Raw genomic sequence first — 15,521 nt, 5'->3', positions numbered from 1 at the left:
CCCTAAGCAGGCAGCAGGTTCCCCCTTCTCGACAGGAGGAACTTCTTGAAGGCCGCCACCGGGGGTGTGTCCGGGCGGTCGGCGAGCCAGGCGACGCCGATCTCCCGTACCGCTCTCGGGGCCGTCACCGTCAGTTCCACGACGCCCGGACGCGGGACCGTCGGCGGGGGCAGGAGAGCGACTCCCAGGCCCGCCGCCACCAGGCCCCGCAGTGTCTCCGCCTCCTCGCCCTCGAAGGCGACCCGGGGGCGGAAGCCCGCCTCGCGGCAGAGGTCGTCGGTGATGCGGCGCAGGCCGTAGCCGGGTTCGAGGGTGACGAACGTTTCCTCGGCGGCCTCGGCGAGGCGGATGCGGCGGCGGGAGGCCAGGCGGTGGTCGGCGGGGACGACCAGGCGGAGCTTCTGTTCGTCGAGGCGGCGGGCGACCAGGTCGGGGGCGTCGGGCACGGGGGAGGTCAGGCAGAGGTCGAGTTCGCCCGCGCGCAGCCGCTCCAGCATCGCCTCGCCGTAGTTCTGGACGAGGCTGAAGCGGACGCGCGGGTGGTCGGCGCGGAAGGCGTGCAAGAGGCCGGGCACGGTCTCGGCGCCCATGGTGTGCAGGAAGCCGAAGGCGACCTTGCCGGTGGCCGGGTCGGCGTCGGCGCGGACCTCCTCCACGGCGCGCCCGACCTCGGCGAGGGCACGCTCGACGGAGGCGAGGAAGGTGCGGCCCGCGGTGGTGAGGGAGACCGCGCGGCCGTGCCGGGCGAACAGGTCGACGCCCAGGTCCTGCTCCAGGCGGGCCATCGCGCGGGAGAGGGTGGACTGCGGGACGCTCATCTCGTGCGCGGCCCTGGTGACGTGCTCGGTGCGGGCCACGCCGGCGAAGTACGCGAGGCGGGGCGCGAGCAACAGCGCCATGTCTTCTGTGTCACTGGACGGTGACAGTCGATCCTGTGAGCTTTGCTGATGCGCCATGGGAACGATTATGGCCATTCCATGCATTGGACGGATGAGCGGGCGCGTCCGTAGCGTCGAAGCATGAATCCCGCCAGTACCGGGGCGTCCACTCGCGTGGGCGCCTGCACGCCCGTCCCCCGCTCCGACACCGCCGATTCCCGGATGGCTCCGGGCGGCCCCGGCTACCGCCGGATGAGCTTCGCCCTCTTCCTCGCGGGTGTCGCGACCTTCGCCCTCCTCTACTCGACGCAGGCCCTGCTGCCGCTGATCTCCGGCGAGTTCGGGGTCGCGGCCGGGGAGGCGAGCTGGACGGTGGCGGCCGCGACCGGCGGTCTGGCGCTGTTCGTGCTGCCGATGAGCGCTCTGTCGGAGCGGTTCGGCCGCCGTACGGTGATGACGGCCTCGCTGGCGGTCGCGGTGGGCGTCGGCCTGCTGGTGCCGTTCGCGCCGTCGATCGGCGCGCTGGTGGTGCTGCGCGCGGTGCAGGGCGCCGCGCTGGCCGGGCTTCCGGCCTCGGCGACGGCGTACCTGGCCGAGGAGGTCCGGCCGAAGGCGCTGGTCACCGCGATCGGGCTGTTCGTGGCGGGCAACAGCGTCGGCGGGATGAGCGGCCGGGTGATCACCGGCTGGGTCGCGCAGGAGTGGGGCTGGCGGGTCGCCGTCGGGGCCATCGGCGTGATCGCGGTGGCCTGCGCGGTGGCGTTCCGGCTGCTGCTTCCGGCGCCGCGGCACTTCACGGCGGGCTCCCTGCGCCCTGGTGTCCTGCTCGGCACGGTCCGCGACCACCTCTCCGACCCGCTGCTGCGTCGCCTGTACGCGATCGGCGCGCTGTTCATGACGGTGTTCGGCGGCGTGTACACGGTGATCGGCTACCGCCTGACGGAGGCGCCGTTCTCGCTCCCGCAGGGCATCATCGGCTCGATCTTCCTGGTGTACCTGGTGGGCACGGTGTCCGCGTCCACGGCGGGCCGGCTGGTGGGCCGCCTCGGCCGCCGGGGCGCCCTGTACCTGGCGGGCGGTACGACGGCCGCGGGCCTGCTGCTCTCCCTGGCCGACTCGCTCCCCCTGGTGCTGCTCGGCCTGGTACTGATCACGGCCGGGTTCTTCGCGGGCCACGCGGTCGCCTCCTCGGCGGTCAGCAAGACGGCCACCCACGGCCGCGCCCAGGCCTCGGCCCTGTACCAGTCCGCGTACTACATCGGCTCCAGCGCCGGCAGCACGGCGGGCGCGACCGCCTTCCACGCGGGCGGCTGGGCCGGCACGGTCCTCGTCGGCGTCCTCGCGGTCATCGGTGTCGTCACGATCACGGTGCTCGGCTCGCGAGCGGCCCGGGTGGCGGCCCGCCGGGAGCCGGTGCCCGCGCACTGAGTCCGGCGTTCCCCCTGCTCAGCGCCCGTTGTCAGTGGTCACGGATAGCTTCCGTGGATCAACTGGACGGTCGAGCAGGGGGTTTGCCGAATGGAGTTCCGGATCGAGCGTGGTGATCTCGCCGAGGCGGTGGCGTGGGCGGCGCGGGCGTTGCCGGCCCGGACGCCCGTGCCGGTGCTGGGCGGCCTGCTGCTGACGGCCGAGGCGGGCCGGCTGACGGTGTCGGGGTTCGACTTCGAGACGGCGGCCCGGGTCGAGACGGACGCCGAGGTGGCGGTGGCCGGCCGGGTCCTGGTCCTCGGACGCAGACTGCTGGACATCTGCCGGGTGCTGCCGGACGGGCCGGTGAGCTGCGTGCTGGAGGGGTCGCGGTTCGGCGTGGAGGCCGGGGGCACGCGGTTCGGGCTGTCGACGCTGCCGTACGAGGAGTATCCGGCGCCACCCGAGGCGCCCCCGGTGCACGGGGGTGTGGACGCGGCGGCGTTCGCGACGGCCGTCGGACAGGTGGCCGTCGCGGCGGGCCGGGACGACACGCTGCCGATGCTCACCGGGGTCCAGCTGCGCCTGGACGGCGAGGAGATGACCCTGTCGGCGTGCGACCGGTACCGCTATGCGGTCCGGCGACTGGAGTGGAAGCCGGAGGCGGGGGCCGCGGGAGAGGCGGTGGAGGTGCTGCTGCCCGCGCGGCGGCTGGTGGACGTGGCGCGGTCGCTGGCCCGCTGCGGGACCGTGCGCCTGGGGCTCGATCCGGCCGAGGGGGCCGGTGTGGTCGGGTTCGAGGGCGGGCGGACGTGGACGGTGGTGCGGCGGCTGGAGGGGCGGCTGCCGGGGTACGGGTCGCTGTTCGAGCTGGCGGGGGCGGCGGTCGCCGAGGTGGAGTGCGGGGCGCTGGCGGAGGCGGTGCGCCGGGTCGCGGTGGTGGCGGAGGCGAACAGTCCGGTGCGGCTGGATTTCTCGGCCGGTGAGGGCTCGCTGCTGGTGCGGGCCGGGTACGGGGACGACGTGGCGGCGCAGCGGCTGCCGGTGGTGCTGCGCGGGGCCGAGGAGGTCACGGTCGCCTTCAACCCGGCGTACCTGCTGGACGCGCTGGCCTCCTTCGAGGAGCCCGGGCTTCGGCTGGAGCTGCTGGGGTCGGGGCAGCGGGTGCTGATCGGCGGGGGCGAGGCGGCTGTCGGCGCGGACGGGCCGGCGGTCGGCGGAGGTGGGGCGGCGGCCCGGCACCGGCATTTGCTCATGTCCGTAAAACAACTGGTCTGAGCTGGGCTCTTTCGCACTCCGGGGGCCATTGTCAGTGGGCTGCTGTAGCTTCCGAAGTGCTGGAGCGCGATGGAGCGCGGACGAAACGGCCACAGGGGTGGGTGGACGATGGGCAACGGCACGGCGACGGCGGACCTGGACGTCGCACTGGAGAAGCACCGGACCGAGCTGACCGGGTACTGCTACCGCATGCTGGGTTCCTCCTTCGAGGCCGAGGACGCGGTGCAGGACACCCTGGTGCGGGCCTGGCGGAGCTACGAGAAGTTCGAGGGCCGCTCCAGCCTCCGCTCGTGGCTGTACCGGATCGCGACGAACGTGTGCCTGGACATGCTGACGGCGGGGAACAAGCGGGCGAGGCCGATGGACCTGACCGAGTCGACCCCGCTCGCGCAGGCGGCGCTCTCCCCGCGCCCGGACAACACCTGGCTGGAGCCGGTGCCGGACGGGCGGGTGCTGCCGACGGTCGACGATCCGGCGGAGGCGGCGGTGGCCAAGGAGTCGATCCGGCTGGCGTTCATGGCGGCCCTCCAGCAGTTGCCGCCCAAGCAGCGGGCGGTGCTGATCCTGCGTGAGGTGCTGGCCTGGAAGGCGAGCGAGGTCGCCGAGTTGCTGGGCACCTCGGTCGCCTCGGTCAACAGCGCGCTGCAGCGGGCGCGGGCGACGCTCGCCGAGCGGGAGCAGACCGGCGCCGACGCGGCGGTCTCCGACCCGCTCGACGAGGAGCAGCAGAAGCTCCTGGAGCGCTATGTGCAGGCGTTCGAGGGCTACGACATGACGGCGCTCACGGCGTTGCTGCACGAGGACGCCATCATGACGATGCCGCCGTTCGACCTGTGGCTGACCGGCCACGACGACATCACCGGCTTCATGACCACCTTGGGCGCCTCCTGCGCGGGCTCCCGGCTGGTGCCGGTGCACGCCAACGGCCTGCCGGCCTTCGCGCACTACAAGCCGGACGAGGAGAAGGGCGGTTTCAGCCCCTGGGCGGTGCAGGTGCTGGAGATCTCAGACGGCCGGATCACCGGCTTCCATTTCTTCCTCGACACCCAGCGCTGGTTCCCGCTGTTCGAGCTGCCCCTCCACCTGGAAGCCGAGGCCGACGAGGTCGAGGAGGGCGAGTAGCGAGGGGTCGGGACCCCGCAGCCGTATCCGCCCACCGGCCCGGCGCGCGGCCAGCTCCAGCCGCGCGAGCAGGTCGACGGTCCCGAGCCCCGGGGGTCCCAGTGCACCCACGTCACACACGACGACCCCACCCCCACTGACCTCCAGCAGCGCCCGCACGTCGTCGCACAGCCCCGCCACCTCGTCCCGGGTGACGGGGCCGCGGAGCACGAGCACGGCCGTTGTCTTGTCGTCCACGTGCGATAGACCGGCGGGGCGGCCGTAACTCATCGCGGCCCCGACACGGCGTCGCGGCCCGACGCCCGGCCGCCCCCGGGCGGAGATCACATTGACCGGTTCCCCGTCTCCCCCTGAGGGTTGGACCCTGTGCAGGGGGTACTGAGCGGGTTCGCGGTGATCGCCGTCGTCATCGGGGTGGGCTATCTGCTCGGCAGGCGCGGCTCGCTCGGGGAGCAGGGCCGGGAGGTGCTGACCGCGCTGGCCTTCACCGTGGCCGGCCCCGCCCTCCTGTTCACCACCCTCGCCAAGGCCGATCTTTCGGTCCTCTTCTCCGCCCGCCTGCTGGTGACGGCCCTGAGCACGGCCGCGGCCTGCGGCGTCTTCGTCGCGGTCGGTGCGCTACGGCACTGGGGCGTGGGCCGCACGACCATAGGCGCGCTGGCCTCCGGCTACGTGAACTCGGGCAACCTCGGCATCCCGATCGCCGCGTACGTCCTGGGCGACGCCTCCCTGGTGGCCCCGGTGCTGCTCTTCCAGGTCGTCCTCGTCACCCCCGTCGCCCTGACGATCCTGGACCTGTCCGGCATGGGCGAGAAGGGCCCGGTGTGGCAGCGCCTGCTGACCCCCCTGCGGAACCCGATCGCCGTGGGTTCCCTGTCCGGTGTCGTGGTGTCAGCGGCCGGCTGGCGGATCCCCGGCCCGGTCCTGGAGCCCCTCACCCTGATCGGCCACATGTCCGTCCCGGCGGCCCTGCTCGCCTTCGGTCTGTCCCTGCCCGGCAGCGCACCCCCCGGCCGGGGCCGGGACCGTCACCTGGTGCTGCTGTCGGTCGCGCTGAAAGCACTGGGCCAGCCGGCGGCCGCCTGGGCCCTGGCCCGCTACGTCTTCGGCCTGCACGGCGCACCCCTGCTGGACGTGGTGGTCACGTCGGCCCTCCCCGCCGCCCAGAACCTGTTCACCTACGCCAGCCGCTACCGGGTCGCCGAGACCCTGGCCCGGGAGTCCATCCTGCTGTCGACGGTCGTCTCGGTGCCGGTGCTGGTGGGGGTGGCGGCGGTGCTGGGGTGAACGGCGAACGGGACCGGCGCGGGTGCGCCGGTCCCGTTCGCTCGCAGGGGCCGTGACATCAGCGGCCTCCGGCCGCCGGCTCTGATCAGGCGATGCGCTCCAGCACCACGGGCGACGGCGTGAAGTCCGTGCCCGGGGCCGCGATGTCGTAGGAGCCCTCGACCGCCTGGAGTGCGTACTCGAAGCGTTCGGGGGTGTCCGTGTGGAGGGTCAGGAGGGGCTGGCCCTCGGTGACGGTGTCGCCCGGCTTGGCGTGCATCTCGACGCCCGCCGCCGCCTGCACCGGGTCCTCCTTGCGGGCGCGGCCGGCGCCGAGGCGCCAGGCGGCGATGCCGATGTCGTAGGCGTCGAGGCGGGTGAGGACGCCCGAGGACGGGGCCTTGACGACGTGCTGCTCCTTGGACGTGGGGAGCGCGGCGTCCGGGTCGCCGCCCTGGGCCGCGATCATGCGGCGCCAGACGTCCATCGCCGAACCGTCGGCCAGGGCCTTGGCCGGGTCGGCGTCCTTGATGCCGGCCGCGTCGAGCATCTCACGGGCCAGGGCGAGGGTGAGTTCCACGACGTCCGCGGGGCCGCCACCGGCCAGGACCTCGACCGACTCGCGGACCTCCAGGGCGTTGCCCGCGGTGAGGCCCAGCGGGGTCGACATGTCCGTCAGGAGCGCGACGGTCTTCACGCCGTGGTCGGTGCCGAGGCCGACCATCGTGGCGGCCAGCTCGCGGGCGTCGTCCAGGGTCTTCATGAAGGCGCCCGTGCCGACCTTGACGTCCAGGACGAGCGAGCCGGTGCCCTCGGCGATCTTCTTCGACATGATCGAGGAGGCGATCAGCGGGATCGCCTCGACCGTGCCGGTGACGTCGCGCAGGGCGTAGAGCTTCTTGTCGGCGGGGGCCAGGCCGTCGCCGGCCGCGCAGATGACCGCGCCGGTGGTGTCGAGGACGTGCAGCATCTCCTCGTTGGAGAGCAGGGCGCGCCAGCCGGGGATCGACTCCAGCTTGTCCAGGGTGCCGCCGGTGTGGCCGAGGCCGCGGCCGGACAGCTGGGGGACGGCCGCGCCGCAGGCCGCGACCAGCGGGGCCAGGGGAAGCGTGATCTTGTCGCCGACGCCGCCCGTGGAGTGCTTGTCCGCCGTGGGGCGGGACAGCGAGGAGAAGTCCATGCGCTCCCCGGAGGCGATCATGGCCGCCGTCCAGCGGGCGATCTCGCGGCGGTCCATGCCGTTGAGCAGGATCGCCATGTTGAGCGCGGCCATCTGGTAGTCGGCGACCTCGCCGCGAGTGTACGCGTCGATGACCCAGTCGATCTGCTCGTCGGTCAGCTCACCGCGGTCCCGCTTGGTGCGGATGACGGAGACGGCGTCCATGGCCATGGCTGATGGCTTCCTTCCGGGAGGTGCGAAGTGTGCGGCCCCCCTGCGAGCGGGGCAGGGGGGCCGTACGGGACTTACTTGGTGAGATGGTCCGGGCCGAAGGCCTGGGGCAGCATCTCGGCGAGCGGGAGGACGCCCGCGGGGGTGTCCAGCAGCAGGTCGGGACCGCCGAACTCGTACAGCAGCTGGCGGCAGCGGCCGCACGGCACGAGCAGGTTGCCCGTGCCGTCCACGCAGGTGAAGTGGGTCAGCCGGCCGCCGCCCGTGCGCTGCAGCTGCGAGACCAGCCCGCACTCGGCGCACAGGCCGAGCCCGTACGAGGCGTTCTCGACGTTGCAGCCGGTGACCGTGCGGCCGTCGTCGACCAGCGCGGCCACGCCGACCGGGAATCCCGAGTAGGGGGCGTAGGCGTGGGACATGGCCTCCCGCGCCTCGGCGCGCAGCGCCTCCCAGTCGAAGTCGACGGCCGCGTCGGTCACTTGCCCTGTCCCTTCCGGTACCGCATGCCGTCGGCCTTGGGCATCCGCAGGCGCTGTGCGGACAGCGACAGCACGAGCAGGGTGACGACGTACGGCGTCGCGCCCACGAAGTCGCTCGGGACCTCGTCGGTGAGCAGGTACCAGACCAGCACGAGGCCGGCCATGGCGGCACTGATCACGCCCTGCCACAGGGCCTTCTTGTACAGCTTCCAGCCGGCCAGCAGCGCGAGCAACACGACGAGCAGGAGCAGCAGGGCGTGCACGGTGACGCCGCCGTTGCGCAGCTGGAGCGCGTCGGAGTAGCCGAACAGGCCCGCGCCCATCGCAAGGCCGCCGGGACGCCAGTTGCCGAAGATCATCGCCGCGAGGCCGATGTAGCCGCGGCCTCCGGTCTGGCCCTCCAGGTAGGTGTGCGAGGTGACCAGCGCGAGGAAGGCACCGCCGAGGCCGGCGAGGCCGCCGGAGACGGCGACGGCCGCGTACTTGTAGGTGTACACGTTGACGCCGAGCGACTCCGCGGCGATCGGGTTCTCACCGCAGGAGCGCAGCCGCAGGCCGAACGGGGTGCGCCACAGCAGCCACCAGGTGCCGACGAACAGCAGCACGGCCAGGATCGTGATCACGGACAGGTTGGTGACCAGGCCGCCGATGATGCCGGCGAGGTCGGAGACCAGGAACCAGTGGTGCTTCTCGATCGACGCGAGGCCGTCCGAGAGTCCGGGAATGGTGACGTCGGGCAGCGAGTCCACGGGCGGGGACTGCTTGGGGTTGCCGCCCGCCTCGGCGGCCTTGCCCTCGGCGAAGAACAGCTTGGCGAGGTACTGGGTGGCGCCGAGCGCGAGCAGGTTGACGGCGACACCGGAGACGATGTGGTCGACGCCGAAGGTGATGGTGGCGACGGCGTGCACGAGGCCGCCGAGGACACCGAAGGCGATGCCCATCAGCAGGCCGAGCCAGGGGTTGGTCTGCCAGCCGATCCAGCCGGCGCCGAAGGTGCCGAGGATCATCATGCCTTCGAGGCCGATGTTGACGACACCGGCGCGCTCGGACCACAGACCGGCGAGGCCGGCGAGGCCGATCGGCACGGCGAGGCCGAGGGCGGCGCTGACCTGTCCGGCGGAGTCGAGCTGGTTCGAGCCGGTGATCATGCGGACCGCGGCGACGAGCAGCAGCGCTCCGGCCACGAGCATCAGGATCTGGCCGAGGGAGCGGCCCGTACGCCGGGCTGCCGCGCCCTCCGCCTTGGGCGCCGCGGGCGGCGGCGTGTCGGTCATCGTGGCAGTCATCACGCCACCTCCTGCTTCTTCGTCGTGGCGGCGGCCTGGGCGGCGAGTTCGGCGCCGACCTTCTGCTGCTGGCGCTTGAGGCCGTAGCGGCGCACGATCTCGTAGGCGATCACGACGCAGAGCACGATGACGCCCTGGATGACGCCGAGGATCTCCTTGTCGTAGCCCTGGAACTCCAGGTGGTTGGTGGTGCGCTCCAGGAAGCCCCAGAGCAGGGCGCCGAGCGCGATGCCGACCGGGCTGTTGCGGCCGAGCAGCGCGATGGCGATACCGGTGAAGCCGATGCCCACCGGGAAGTCGTTGCTGAACTGGTGGCTGTCGTTGAGCAGGGTCGGCATGCCGATGAGACCGGCCACCGCACCCGAGATGATCATGCTGGTGGCGACCATCTTCTTCACCGACACACCGCTCGCGGTGGCCGCGCTCTCGGACTGGCCGACCGTGCGCAGGTCGAAGCCGAACCGGGTGCGGCCGAGCACGAACCAGTACGCGATGCCGACGATCACGGCGACGAAGATGAAGCCCCACAGCGTGCCGGCCGGGCCCATGTCGAGCGAGAAGAAGTACGAGGACGACGGCAGCGGCTTGGTGGAGACCAGGGTGCCGCCCTGCTGCAGCTCGGCGAGACGTCCGGGCTGGAGCAGGTAGGCGATGATCGCGGTGGCGATCGAGTTCAGCATGATCGTCGAGATGACCTCGCTGACGCCGCGGGTCACCTTGAGGATGCCCGCGATGGCCGCCCACAGGGCGCCGGTCGCCATGGCGCAGATCAGGATCAGAGGTATCGCGATCCAGCCGGGCACGGTCAGCGCGCCGCCGAGGACGGCGGCCATGAACGCGGCGAGCCGGTACTGGCCGTCGACACCGATGTTGAACAGGTTCATGCGGAAGCCGATGGCCACCGCGACACCCGCGAGGTAGTACGTCGTCGCCTTGTTCAGGATGTAGACCTGGCTGTCGCTGGCGAAGCCGTAGGTCACCATGTCGCTGAACGCGTCACCGGGGTTCTTGCCGGTCGCGAGGATCACCAGGGTGGTGACGACGAGCGCGGCGACGATCGCCAGCAGTGGTGCCGCGATCCCGAGGAGCAGCCGCTCCTTGTCGATGCGTGAGGTCAGCTTGTTCATCGCTCGTCGTCCTCTGTGTGCTCCAGGTGGCCGCTGGCGGCACCCGTCATGGCGGAGCCCAGCTCTTCGGGGGTGATGGTGGCGGGGTCGGCGTCGGCGACCAGGCGGCCGCGGTACATCACCCGCAGGGTGTCGGAGAGCCCGATCAGCTCGTCCAGGTCGGCGGAGATCAGCAGCACGGCCAGGCCCTCGCGGCGGGCCTCGCGGATGTAGTCCCAGATGGCCGCCTGCGCGCCGACGTCCACACCGCGGGTGGGGTGGGCGGCGATGAGCAGCTTGGGGTTGTGGCTCATCTCGCGGCCGACGATCAGCTTCTGCTGGTTGCCGCCGGACAGCGAGGCCGCGGTCACGTCGATGCCGGGGGTGCGGACGTCGTAGGCCTGGACGATGCGCTCGGTGTCGGCGCGGGCCGCCTTGGGGTCGAGCAGTCCGCCGCGCGAGTTCGGCTTCTCGGTGACGTGGCCGAGGATGCGGTTCTCCCACAGCGGCGCTTCCAGGAGCAGGCCGTGGCGGTGGCGGTCCTCGGGGATGTAGCCGATGCCGGCCTCGCGGCGGTGGCGGGTGGGCGCCTGGGAGATGTCGACGTCGTCCAGGGTGACGACACCGACGTCCGGGTGGCGCATGCCCATGATCGCCTCGACCAGCTCGGACTGGCCGTTGCCCTCCACACCGGCGATGCCGAGGACCTCGCCCTTGTGGATGGTGAAGGAGATCTGGTCCAGGATGATCCGCTCGATGCCTTCGAGGTCGGTCTGCGCGAGGTGCAGACCCTCCACCTTCAGCATCGGGACGTCCGTGACGGTGGACTCCTGGGTCTCCGGCGTGGGCAGTTCGCTGCCGACCATCAGCTCGGCGAGCTGCTTGGAGGTCGTCGTGCGCGGCTCGGCCGTGCCGACGGTGGTGCCCCGGCGGATGACGGTGATCTCGTCGGCGACCGACAGCACCTCGCCCAGCTTGTGGGAGATGAAGATGACGGTGAGGCCCTCGGCCTTGAGCTCGCGGAGGTTGTCGAAGAGTGCGTCGACCTCCTGCGGCACGAGCACGGCGGTGGGCTCGTCCAGGATGAGGGTCTTGGCGCCCCGGTAGAGGACCTTGAGGATCTCCACGCGCTGGCGGTCGGCGACGCCGAGCTCCTCGACGAGGACGTCGGGGCGGACGTTCAGGCCGTACGCGTCGGAGATCTCCTTGATCTTCGCGCGGGCCTTGGCGCCGATGCCGTACAGCTTCTCCGCGCCGAGGACGACGTTCTCCAGCACGGTGAGGTTGTCGGCCAGCATGAAGTGCTGGTGCACCATGCCGATGCCGCGGGCGATGGCGTCGGCGGGGTTGTTGAAGGTGACCGTCTCGCCGTTCACGGTGATGGTGCCCTCGTCCGGCTGCTGCATGCCGTAGAGGATCTTCATCAGGGTGGACTTGCCGGCGCCGTTCTCACCGCAGAGGGCGTGGACGGTGCCCGTGCGGACCGTGATGTCGATGTCGCGGTTGGCGACGACGCCGGGGAAACGCTTGGTGATGCCGCGCAGTTCGACGGCAGCGGGAGGGCTGGACGCGTTGATGGCGCACTCTCCTCGGGGAAAGGGGCTGCTAAGGGGAGGGCAGGCGTCGGCGACGCTAGCGCGGCAACTCCATGCTACACGCGTAGAGTTGACACATTGTTATGGCTCGGCGGGGGGTGCGGAGGGCTCCCCCACGCCGAGCCGGGGTCCGACGGGACCCGTCAGGTCACGGGGTGGTCTTGACCTTGACCGAGCCGTCGACGATCTGCTTCTTCGCCGCGTCCAGCTTGGCCTGGATGTCGGCGATGAAGCCACCGCTGGTGGCCAGCGAGACGCCGCCCTTCTCCAGGGAGTAGGTGTTGACGCCGGTCAGCGGCTTGCCGTCGTGCACGGACTTGATGAAGTCGTAGACACCGACGTCGACGTTCTTGACCATCGAGGTCAGGATCGCGTTCTTGTACTTGGACAGACCCGGGATGTTGTACTGGTCCGAGTCCACGCCGATGGCCCAGGTGCCCTTCTTGCCGCTGATGGCCTCGATGGCACCGTTGCCGGAGGAGCCGGCCGCCGAGTAGATCACGTCGGCGCCGTTGTCCAGCATGCCCTGCGCGGCCTCCTTGCCCTTGTCGGGGCTGGCGAAGCCGGAGAAGTCCGAGCCGTGGCTCAGGTACTGGGTGTCGACCTTGATCTTCGGGTCGGTGGCCTTGGCGCCCTGGACGTAACCCGCCTCGAACTTCTTGATCAGCGGGACGTCGACGCCGCCGATGAAGCCGATGTGGTGCGCCTTGGACTTCAGCGCGGCCGCGACACCGGCCAGGTAGGAGCCCTGCTCCTCGGTGAAGGTGATGCTGTCGACGTTCTTGGCGTCCACGACCGAGTCGACGATGCCGAAGCTCGTCTTCGGGTACTTCGCGGCGACCTTGGACATCGACGTGGCGTAGGAGAAGCCGACACCGATGATCGGGTTGTAGCCGGCCTCGGCCAGGTCCGACAGGCGCTGCTCGCGGTCGGCCTCGGTGTCCGAGGTCTTCGCGGTCAGCTCCTTGATGTCGCCGCCGAACTCGCTCTTGGCCTTGTCGGCACCACGCGCGGCGGAGTCGTTGAAGGAACGGTCACCACGGCCGCCGACGTCGAAGGCGAGACCGATCTTGACACCCTTGCCGTCACCCGAGGAGGACGACGAGGCGTTGTTGTCGGAGGAGGTGCTGCCACAGGCAGTGGCAGTGAGGGCGAGTGCCGCGGTCGCGGCACACGCGGCGGAAAGCTTTGCTACCCGGCGCACGGGAGGCTCCTTCACCTGACCTGAGCGCCACCATTGGCGCTTGATGTGAGCACCATGCCAGTGCTCGAGCCGAGACGCCCCGGCGGCGTCGGCTTCGCGGCATCGTAACGCGCGTAGATGTCAGAAAAACACCTCTCGCGAAGCCGTTATCGATTCGAGGCAAACAGTGCTTGAACACGGTCTACCGGCTCCGTCGGAGCCTTGTCGCACACTGCGCACACTTGGCTGGCAAGTATGTTGCGCCGGGCGGGAGGCGGCCCCCTCAGGACCGCCTCCTGTCGCCTACTTCACACCTCGAACGCCTCACACCTCGGGCCCTTGATCGGCCCCTGGTCAGACCTCCACGGCCTCCAGCAGAGCGGCCGCTGTGAACAGTTCGACACCGACCGTGATCGCGTGCTCGTCGGCGTCGAAGTCGCCCTGGTGAAGATCGCGCACCGTGCGGTCGCCGGGCCGGCGGACCCCGAGGCGGGCCATGGCGCCCGAGACGTTCTCCAGGTACCAGGAGAAGTCCTCGCCGCCCAGGCTCTGCTCGGTGCTCTCGACGGAGTCCAGGCCCCGGCGGGCGACCATGGCCCGGCGCAGCAGCTCGGTGGACTCCCGGTCGTTGACGACGGGCGGCACGCCCCGCACGTAGGTGATCTCCGACTTGGCCCGGTGCAGCGTGGCGACCTCGTCGATGGCGGCGTGCACGATGTCGGGCGCCTCCCGCCAGGCGTCCAGGTCCAGGCAGCGGACGGTGCCGGACAGCTCGGCGTGCTGCGGGATCACGTTCGGGGCGTGGCCCGACTCGATCCGGCCCCAGGTCACGGCGAGGCCGCCGCGGGTGTCCACGCGCCGGGCGATCACCGCGGGCACGTCGGCGGCGACACGGGCGACGGCGGTGACCAGGTCGGTGGTCAGGTGCGGGCGGGCGGTGTGACCGCCGGGGCCGTCGAGGGCGATCTCCAGCCGGTCGCAGGCGCTGGTGATGGGCCCGTGCCGCAGCCCGATCCGGCCGGCGTCGACCTTGGGGTCGCAGTGCAGGGCGAGGATCCGCCCGACCCCCTCCAGCACGCCGTCCTCGATGGCGCCGAGGGCACCGCCGGGCATGACCTCCTCGGCGGGCTGGAAGAGCAGCCGCACCGGCCGGGTCAGCAGACCCTTCTCATGCAGGTCGGCGAGGACCAGACCGGCGCCCAGCACCACGCTGGTGTGCACGTCGTGGCCGCAGGCGTGGGCGCGGTCGGGCACGGTCGACCGGTACGGGCAGTCGGTCTTGGTGTCCGGGATGGGCAGGCCGTCGATGTCGGCGCGCAGGGCGAGCAGCGGAATCCGGGGCCGCTCCCCCTCGGCGAGCCCGATGTCACAGACGAGTCCGGTTCCGGTGGCCAGGACGCGGGGGCGCAGCCCCGCCCGCTCCAGCCGCTCCTTGATCGCGGCGGTCGTACGGAACTCCTGGTTGCCCAGCTCGGGGTGCATGTGCAAGTCGCGGCGGAAGGCGACGAGTTCGGCGTGCAGGGGTTCGCTGAGCACGCCGGGGAGCACATCCCCGGGGAGATCGGCCTCGGACTCTCGGGACATCAATCGGTTCACCCTCTGAAGGGTAGGACGCCCACCCGGTCAACTGACCCTCGATCAACAAAAGTTCAGCCCGTTAGGGGAAGAAAATCTGACCGTCGGACGCATGGCGGCTGGCTCTGCTGGGTAGAACCCGTCTTTCTTCTTCTTTCTCCTTCCAACGGATACCACGCCTCCTCGGTTCACGCTCGGCTTGTCCACGGACCGGACCCGTGGCCGGATCCGCGCTCGGGCGCCCGTGAACCGGCCCCGGGGGCCGGTCCGCGCCGATAGGGTGCGGCGGCGTGAGCGACATCGACGCGGACTTCCTGCAGACCACCCGCTCCTCCTACGACACCATCGCCAAGGAGTACACGGCCGCCCATCCGAGCAGCCTCCACCATCCCCTGGACCTGTCGCTGCTCGACGCCTTCGCCGCGCTGGTCACGGCGAACGGCCCGGCCCCCGTGGCCGACCTGGGCAGCGGACCGGGCCATGTCACCGCCCGCCTGAACGAACGGGGCGTCCCGGCCTTCGGGGTGGACGTCTCCCCCGCCATGGTGGGCCTCGCCCGCCAGGCGCACCCCCAACTGCGCTTCCATGTGGGTTCGATGACGGGCCTGGACCTCCCGGACGCCACCCTCGGCGGCATCCTCGCCCTGTACTCCACCATCCACGTCCCCGACGACCACCTGCCGACGGCCTTCGCCGAGTTCCACCGCACCCTGGTCCCCGGCGCCCCCGTCCTGCTCGCCTTCCAGTCCGCCCCCGACCCCGGCCACCTCCATCTGGCGGAACGCTTCGGCCACGAGATCGACCTGCACTACTACTGGCGCACCCCGGACCAGATGACCGCCCTGCTCACGAAGGCGGGCCTGGAACCGACGGCCACGGTCGTCCGCGAACCGGCTGGCGAGGAGAAGTACACCCGCTCGTTCGTCCTGGCCCGCAGGCCGCACTGAGCCCTGCCG

Annotated in this window: 14 protein-coding genes; 5 read left to right on the top strand and 9 right to left on the bottom strand. The window is 71.3% G+C overall.

Annotated features, from left to right (window positions below; genetic code table 11):
* Nucleotides 1-2 precede the first annotated feature (2 nt).
* Nucleotides 3-956, bottom strand: coding sequence for a LysR substrate-binding domain-containing protein (locus tag ABZ865_RS12640; protein ID WP_361228124.1), 954 nt, complete (start codon nucleotides 954-956; stop codon nucleotides 3-5).
* A gap of 63 nt (nucleotides 957-1,019) precedes the next feature.
* Here ABZ865_RS12640 and ABZ865_RS12635 point away from each other — a divergent pair, with 63 nt between their 5' ends.
* From ABZ865_RS12635 to ABZ865_RS12625, 3 genes are all read left to right on the top strand, one after another.
* Nucleotides 1,020-2,306: an MFS transporter gene (locus ABZ865_RS12635; RefSeq protein ID WP_361228121.1), complete on the top strand. Its 1,287-nt coding sequence runs from the start codon at nucleotides 1,020-1,022 to the stop codon at nucleotides 2,304-2,306.
* Between the two features lie 90 nt (nucleotides 2,307-2,396).
* Nucleotides 2,397-3,563: a DNA polymerase III subunit beta gene (gene dnaN, locus ABZ865_RS12630; RefSeq protein ID WP_361228118.1), complete on the top strand. Its 1,167-nt coding sequence runs from the start codon at nucleotides 2,397-2,399 to the stop codon at nucleotides 3,561-3,563.
* A gap of 108 nt (nucleotides 3,564-3,671) precedes the next feature.
* Nucleotides 3,672-4,685: a sigma-70 family RNA polymerase sigma factor gene (locus tag ABZ865_RS12625; protein WP_361228115.1), complete on the top strand. Its 1,014-nt coding sequence runs from the start codon at nucleotides 3,672-3,674 to the stop codon at nucleotides 4,683-4,685.
* Here the strand turns inward: ABZ865_RS12625 and ABZ865_RS12620 are convergent.
* On the bottom strand, nucleotides 4,569-4,955 hold the full coding sequence (locus tag ABZ865_RS12620) for an STAS domain-containing protein (protein WP_361228112.1): 387 nt from the start codon (nucleotides 4,953-4,955) through the stop codon (nucleotides 4,569-4,571). The two genes, ABZ865_RS12625 and ABZ865_RS12620, sit on opposite strands and share 117 nt — an antisense overlap.
* 96 nt (nucleotides 4,956-5,051) lie before the next feature.
* Here ABZ865_RS12620 and ABZ865_RS12615 point away from each other — a divergent pair, with 96 nt between their 5' ends.
* Nucleotides 5,052-5,972: an AEC family transporter gene (locus ABZ865_RS12615; protein WP_361228109.1), complete on the top strand. Its 921-nt coding sequence runs from the start codon at nucleotides 5,052-5,054 to the stop codon at nucleotides 5,970-5,972.
* Between the two features lie 85 nt (nucleotides 5,973-6,057).
* On the opposite strand, the gene ABZ865_RS12610 is transcribed toward ABZ865_RS12615, so the two are convergent.
* From ABZ865_RS12610 to ABZ865_RS12580, 7 genes are all read right to left on the bottom strand, one after another.
* Nucleotides 6,058-7,341, bottom strand: coding sequence for a thymidine phosphorylase (locus tag ABZ865_RS12610; protein WP_361228106.1), 1,284 nt, complete (start codon nucleotides 7,339-7,341; stop codon nucleotides 6,058-6,060).
* Between the two features lie 74 nt (nucleotides 7,342-7,415).
* On the bottom strand, nucleotides 7,416-7,820 hold the full coding sequence (locus ABZ865_RS12605; RefSeq protein ID WP_361228103.1) for a cytidine deaminase: 405 nt from the start codon (nucleotides 7,818-7,820) through the stop codon (nucleotides 7,416-7,418).
* Entirely contained in the window at nucleotides 7,817-9,106 is a 1,290-nt protein-coding gene (locus ABZ865_RS12600; protein ID WP_361228100.1) for an ABC transporter permease, read from the bottom strand. Before ABZ865_RS12600 ends, ABZ865_RS12605 begins: the two co-directional genes overlap by 4 nt.
* Complete coding sequence (locus ABZ865_RS12595) at nucleotides 9,106-10,233, bottom strand: ABC transporter permease (RefSeq protein ID WP_361228098.1); 1,128 nt, start codon at nucleotides 10,231-10,233, stop codon at nucleotides 9,106-9,108. The genes ABZ865_RS12600 and ABZ865_RS12595 overlap by 1 nt, the downstream gene beginning before the upstream one ends.
* Nucleotides 10,230-11,789, bottom strand: coding sequence for an ABC transporter ATP-binding protein (locus ABZ865_RS12590; RefSeq protein ID WP_361229656.1), 1,560 nt, complete (start codon nucleotides 11,787-11,789; stop codon nucleotides 10,230-10,232). Before ABZ865_RS12590 ends, ABZ865_RS12595 begins: the two co-directional genes overlap by 4 nt.
* Nucleotides 11,790-11,955: 166 nt before the next feature.
* On the bottom strand, nucleotides 11,956-13,011 hold the full coding sequence (locus ABZ865_RS12585; RefSeq protein WP_361228095.1) for a BMP family ABC transporter substrate-binding protein: 1,056 nt from the start codon (nucleotides 13,009-13,011) through the stop codon (nucleotides 11,956-11,958).
* A 333-nt stretch (nucleotides 13,012-13,344) separates the two neighbouring features.
* Nucleotides 13,345-14,574, bottom strand: coding sequence for an amidohydrolase (locus tag ABZ865_RS12580; RefSeq protein WP_361228092.1), 1,230 nt, complete (start codon nucleotides 14,572-14,574; stop codon nucleotides 13,345-13,347).
* Nucleotides 14,575-14,855: 281 nt separating this feature from the next.
* Between ABZ865_RS12580 and ABZ865_RS12575 the strand changes: the two genes are divergently transcribed.
* The gene (locus tag ABZ865_RS12575; protein ID WP_361228089.1) at nucleotides 14,856-15,512 is read left to right on the top strand and encodes a class I SAM-dependent methyltransferase; all 657 of its coding nucleotides are present in this window, start codon (nucleotides 14,856-14,858) and stop codon (nucleotides 15,510-15,512) included.
* Nucleotides 15,513-15,521: the final 9 nt, after the last annotated feature.

Origin of the sequence: Streptomyces sp. NPDC047085 (genome assembly GCF_040643735.1) — a bacterium.
Classification (GTDB): Bacteria; Actinomycetota; Actinomycetes; order Streptomycetales; family Streptomycetaceae; genus Streptomyces.
The sequence above is the reverse complement of the archived record's forward strand: the minus strand, read 5'-3'. Positions and strand labels throughout refer to the sequence as shown.

What these genes read in the sequence shown, in the direction of transcription:
- dnaN (WP_361228118.1), top strand. Translation starts at nt 2,397, where the DNA reads ATGGAGTTCCGGATCGAGCGTGGTGATCTCGCCGAGGCGGTGGCGTGG.
- ABZ865_RS12635 (WP_361228121.1), top strand. Translation starts at nt 1,020, where the DNA reads ATGAATCCCGCCAGTACCGGGGCGTCCACTCGCGTGGGCGCCTGCACG.
- ABZ865_RS12595 (WP_361228098.1), bottom strand. Translation starts at nt 10,233, where the DNA reads ATGAACAAGCTGACCTCACGCATCGACAAGGAGCGGCTGCTCCTCGGG.
- ABZ865_RS12600 (WP_361228100.1), bottom strand. Translation starts at nt 9,106, where the DNA reads ATGACTGCCACGATGACCGACACGCCGCCGCCCGCGGCGCCCAAGGCG.
- ABZ865_RS12580 (WP_361228092.1), bottom strand. Translation starts at nt 14,574, where the DNA reads ATGTCCCGAGAGTCCGAGGCCGATCTCCCCGGGGATGTGCTCCCCGGC.
- ABZ865_RS12620 (WP_361228112.1), bottom strand. Translation starts at nt 4,955, where the DNA reads ATGAGTTACGGCCGCCCCGCCGGTCTATCGCACGTGGACGACAAGACA.
- ABZ865_RS12640 (WP_361228124.1), bottom strand. Translation starts at nt 956, where the DNA reads ATGGCGCATCAGCAAAGCTCACAGGATCGACTGTCACCGTCCAGTGAC.
- ABZ865_RS12625 (WP_361228115.1), top strand. Translation starts at nt 3,672, where the DNA reads ATGGGCAACGGCACGGCGACGGCGGACCTGGACGTCGCACTGGAGAAG.
- ABZ865_RS12610 (WP_361228106.1), bottom strand. Translation starts at nt 7,341, where the DNA reads ATGGCCATGGACGCCGTCTCCGTCATCCGCACCAAGCGGGACCGCGGT.